The following is a 4719-nucleotide window of genomic DNA, read 5'->3' on the forward strand; positions in this document are numbered from 1 at the left end:
ACTCCAGGTCACGTTGATTTTACTGTAGAGGTAAATAGATCTTTACGTGTATTAGATGGTTTAGTATTCTTGTTTAGTGCAGTTGATGGTGTTGAGCCTCAATCTGAAACTAACTGGAGACTTGCAGACAATTATAAAGTGCCAAGAATTGGTTTTGTTAATAAGATGGACCGTCAAGGATCTGACTTTTTAGCTGTTTGTCAACAAGTAAAAGATATGTTAAAGTCTAACGCAGTGCCAATTGTTTTAAATATTGGTGATGAAGAAGATTTTAAAGGTATCATAGATTTAGTAAAAAACCGTGCTATTGTATGGCACGATGAAACTCAAGGAGCAACTTTCGATGTTATCGAAATTCCTGAGGATATGAAAGAAGAAGCTCGTAAATACCGTGCACTTTTAATTGAAGAAGTAGCTAGTTATGACGAGAATCTTTTAGAGAAATTCATGGAAGATGAAGATTCAATTACAGAAGAAGAAGTGCATAAAGCGCTTAGAGCTGCTGTAATGGATATGGCTATCATTCCTATGATTTGTGGTTCAGCTTTTAAAAATAAAGGTGTACAGTTCTTGTTAGATGCTGTATGTCGTTACTTGCCTTCTCCAATGGACAAGGAAGGTATTAAAGGAATGAATCCAGATACTGAAAAAGAAGAATTACGTAAGCCAAGTGTTGACGAACCTTTCGCAGCATTAGCGTTTAAAATTGCAACGGATCCTTTCGTAGGACGTTTAGCATTTTTTAGAGCTTATTCTGGTCGTTTAGATGCAGGTTCTTATGTGTTAAATAATCGTTCTGGTAAAAAAGAACGTATCTCTCGTATCTATCAGATGCATGCTAACAAGCAAAATGCAATTGATTTTATCGAGGCTGGTGATATTGGAGCTGCTGTTGGATTTAAATCTATCAAAACAGGAGATACTTTATCAGACCAAGATCATCCAATCATTTTAGAGTCTATGGACTTCCCAGATCCAGTAATTGGTATTGCGGTTGAGCCTAAAACTAAAGCTGATGTTGATAAATTAGGTATTGGTTTAGCTAAATTAGCAGAAGAAGATCCAACGTTTACAGTGCGTTCAGATGAGGCTTCAGGTCAGACTATTATTTCTGGAATGGGAGAGCTTCACTTAGATGTAATTGTAGATCGTTTAAGACGTGAGTTTAAAGTAGAAGTTAATCAAGGTCAACCTCAAGTTGAATATAAAGAAGCTATTACTGCATCGGCAGATCATAGAGAAGTTTATAAGAAACAATCAGGTGGGCGTGGTAAATTTGCCGATATCGTATTTACTGTTGAACCAGCAGACGAAGGTGTTGTTGGATTACAGTTTGAATCTGTAATTAAAGGTGGTAACGTTCCTAAGGAATTTATCCCTTCAATTGAAAAAGGATTTAAGATGGCAATGGTTAACGGTCCATTAGCAGGTTATGAAATCGATTCAATGAAAGTTACTTTGAAAGATGGATCTTACCATGATGTGGATTCTGATCAATTATCTTTTGAGTTGGCTGCTAAGCTAGGATTTAAAAACTGTGCTAAAGCTGCTAAAGCTGTAATAATGGAGCCTATCATGAAGCTTGAGGTAATTACTCCTGAAGAAAATATGGGTGACATTGTTGGAGATTTAAATAGAAGAAGAGGTATGATGGAAGGTATGGGTGATCGTGCTGGAGCTAAGACAATTAAAGCTACTGTGCCATTATCTGAAATGTTTGGTTATGTTACAACATTAAGAACATTATCTTCTGGTAGAGCAACTTCTACAATGGAATTTTCACATTATGCTGAAACTCCTTCTAATATTTCAGAAGAAGTAATTAAAGCTGCTAAAGGCGTTGAATCGTAAATCTTAAAGAAATGAGTCAAAAAATTAGAATAAAATTAAAATCTTACGATCACAATTTAGTAGATAAATCTGCTGAGAAGATTGTAAAGACAGTAAAAAGTACTGGAGCTGTAGTAACTGGACCAATTCCATTACCAACTCATAAAAAAATCTTTACTGTATTACGTTCACCACACGTAAATAAGAAGTCTAGAGAACAATTTCAATTAAGCTCTTACAAGAGATTATTAGATATTTACTCTTCATCTTCAAAGACTATTGATGCTTTAATGAAACTTGAATTACCAAGTGGAGTAGAAGTTGAAATTAAAGTATAAGTAATTTATTCGTTTAAAGATTTTAAGCGAAACATGTCCTAAGCTTCGAGCGAAGGAAAAACGGTAAAAATACAATTCAAGGCTGAAACGTATTTTCGGCCTTGAATATTTTTTAATAAATAGTAATAATAAATAAATAATAATTATGTCTGGGTTAATTGGAAAAAAAATCGGTATGACCAGCATTTTCGATGAAAATGGTAAGAATGTACCATGTACAGTAATCGAAGCTGGACCATGTATCGTTACCCAAGTCAGAACTGAAGAAGTTGACGGTTATAATGCTGTGCAACTTGGTTTCGATGACGCGACAGAAAAAAGTGCTACTAAAGCTGACTTAGGTCATGCTAAAAAAGCAGGGACTTCTGTAAAACGCAAAATCGTTGAATTTAAAGGTTTTGATGCGGAGTACAAGTTAGGTGATGCAATCACTGTAGAGCACTTTGTAGAAGGTGAATTTGTTGATGTATCAGGTACATCAAAAGGAAAAGGATTCCAAGGAGTTGTAAAACGTCATGGGTTTGGTGGTGTAGGTCAAGCTACTCACGGACAACATAACCGTTTAAGAGCACCAGGATCTATTGGAGCAGCATCTTATCCAGCAAGAGTATTCAAAGGAATGCGTATGGCAGGTAGAATGGGAACAGATTCAGTTAAAGTTGAAAATTTAAGAGTTTTAAAAGTAGTTCCTGAAAAGAACTTACTAGTTGTTAAAGGTTGTGTACCTGGACATAAAAACGCTTATGTAATTATCAGAAAATAATGAAAGTAGCAGTTTTAGATATAAACGGAAAAGAAACAGGTAGAAAGGCAGACCTTTCTGATGGTGTTTTTGCTATTGAACCTAATAATCATGCTGTATATTTGGATGTTAAGCAATACTTAGCAAATCAAAGACAGGGAACTCACAAAGCTAAAGAGCGTGCTGAGATTACTGGAAGTACACGTAAGATTAAAAAACAAAAAGGTACAGGTACTGCCAGAGCAGGTAGTATTAAGTCAGGAGTTTTTAGAGGTGGAGGACGTATGTTCGGACCAAGACCTAGAAACTATTCATTCAAACTTAATAAAAGCTTAAAACGTTTAGCGCGTAAATCGGCTTTAAGTATTAAGGCAAATGAAAAGTCTATTATCGTCCTAGAGGACTTTAATTTTGATGCTCCAAAGACTAAAAACTTTACAGCTGTATTAAATGCGTTAGACCTACAAAACAAAAAATCACTGTTTGTGTTGGGTACGTCAAATAATAATGTATATTTGTCGTCACGTAATTTGAAAGGCTCAGAAGTTATAATGGCCTCAGAATTAAGTACTTACAAAATATTAAATGCAAATCAAGTTGTCCTTTTAGAGAGCTCTTTAGAAGGAATTGAGTCGAATTTAAGTAAATAGAAGCAAAATGAATATCTTAATTAAACCTATAATCACAGAAAAAGCAACTGCTAATAGCGAGTTAAACAACTGCTATAGTTTCTTTGTGAACACTAAGGCGAACAAGGTAGAAATCAAAAAAGCAGTGGAAGCTGCTTATGGAGTTTCTGTTGAAAAAGTTCGTACTATAAATGTCCGTCCAGATAGAAGTACCAAGTTTACTAAAACTGGTATTCAACATGGTAAAACAAATGCTAAGAAAAAAGCAATTGTACAACTGGCGGAAGGTGAAATGATTGATTTATACACTAACATGTAATTAAAGACAAATGTCAGTAAGAAAATTAAAACCAATCACACCAGGTCAGCGATTTAGAGTAGTAAACGGATTTGACGCCATTACTACTGACAAGCCGGAAAAAAGCTTATTAGCTCCGAAAAAACGATCAGGTGGTAGAAACAGTCAAGGACGTATGACCATGCGCTATAAAGGTGGTGGTCACAAACGTAGATATCGTATAATTGATTTCAAAAGATCTAAAGCAGGTATTCCTGCTGAAGTGGCATCAATACAATACGATCCAAACAGAACAGCGTTTATCGCATTATTGAATTACCAAGATGGTGAGAAAACTTATATCATTGCTCAAAATGGTTTACAAGTAGGTCAAACTGTTGTTTCAGGTGAAGGTTCTTCTCCGGAAATTGGAAATGCAATGCCATTAGCTAATATTCCATTAGGAACAATTATCTCATGTGTTGAGTTAAGACCGGGACAAGGTGCTGTAATGGCAAGAAGTGCTGGAGCTTTTGCTCAGTTAATGGCTAGAGATGGTAAGTTTGCTACTATTAAATTACCATCAGGTGAAACTAGATTAATTTTAGTTACATGTATGGCAACGATAGGAGCAGTTTCTAATTCAGATCATCAGTTACTTGTTTCAGGTAAAGCTGGACGTAGTAGATGGTTAGGTAGAAGACCAAGAACAAGACCAGTTGTAATGAATCCAGTTGATCACCCAATGGGAGGTGGTGAAGGTAAGTCATCAGGTGGACATCCACGTTCTAGAAACGGTATACCAGCTAAAGGATATAGAACACGTTCTAAAACTAAAGCGAGTAATAAATATATTGTAGAACGTAGAAAGAAATAAGAAATCATGGCAAGATCATTAAAAAA

6 protein-coding genes are annotated in these 4719 nt (G+C 35.5%); all 6 read left to right on the forward strand.

What is annotated here, in order from left to right:
* Positions 1–1851 (forward strand): elongation factor G (gene fusA, locus B2989_RS06540; RefSeq protein ID WP_292946062.1); only part of this gene is annotated, 1851 nt, incomplete at its 5' end.
* An 11-nt stretch (positions 1852–1862) separates the two neighbouring features.
* Positions 1863–2168, forward strand: a complete 306-nt coding sequence (gene rpsJ / locus B2989_RS06545; RefSeq protein WP_010181931.1) for a 30S ribosomal protein S10 — start codon at positions 1863–1865, stop codon at positions 2166–2168.
* A gap of 145 nt (positions 2169–2313) precedes the next feature.
* Entirely contained in the window at positions 2314–2931 is a 618-nt protein-coding gene (gene rplC / locus B2989_RS06550) for a 50S ribosomal protein L3 (RefSeq protein WP_028283869.1), read from the forward strand.
* The gene (gene rplD / locus B2989_RS06555) at positions 2931–3560 is read left to right on the forward strand and encodes a 50S ribosomal protein L4 (protein WP_292946116.1); all 630 of its coding nucleotides are present in this window, start codon (positions 2931–2933) and stop codon (positions 3558–3560) included. The genes rplC and rplD overlap by 1 nt, the downstream gene beginning before the upstream one ends.
* Positions 3561–3567: 7 nt before the next feature.
* Complete coding sequence (gene rplW, locus B2989_RS06560) at positions 3568–3858, forward strand: 50S ribosomal protein L23 (protein WP_028283871.1); 291 nt, start codon at positions 3568–3570, stop codon at positions 3856–3858.
* Between the two features lie 10 nt (positions 3859–3868).
* On the forward strand, positions 3869–4693 hold the full coding sequence (rplB, locus tag B2989_RS06565; protein ID WP_145000910.1) for a 50S ribosomal protein L2: 825 nt from the start codon (positions 3869–3871) through the stop codon (positions 4691–4693).
* Positions 4694–4719 lie beyond the last annotated feature (26 nt).

This window comes from Olleya sp. UBA1516 (assembly GCF_002323495.1).
GTDB lineage: Bacteria > Bacteroidota > Bacteroidia > Flavobacteriales > Flavobacteriaceae > Olleya.

Bases quoted from the DNA above. Each gene is read 5' to 3' on its own strand.
- rpsJ (WP_010181931.1), top strand. From the start codon at position 1,863: ATGAGTCAAAAAATTAGAATAAAATTAAAATCTTACGATCACAATTTA.
- rplC (WP_028283869.1), top strand. From the start codon at position 2,314: ATGTCTGGGTTAATTGGAAAAAAAATCGGTATGACCAGCATTTTCGAT.
- rplD (WP_292946116.1), top strand. From the start codon at position 2,931: ATGAAAGTAGCAGTTTTAGATATAAACGGAAAAGAAACAGGTAGAAAG.
- rplW (WP_028283871.1), top strand. From the start codon at position 3,568: ATGAATATCTTAATTAAACCTATAATCACAGAAAAAGCAACTGCTAAT.
- rplB (WP_145000910.1), top strand. From the start codon at position 3,869: ATGTCAGTAAGAAAATTAAAACCAATCACACCAGGTCAGCGATTTAGA.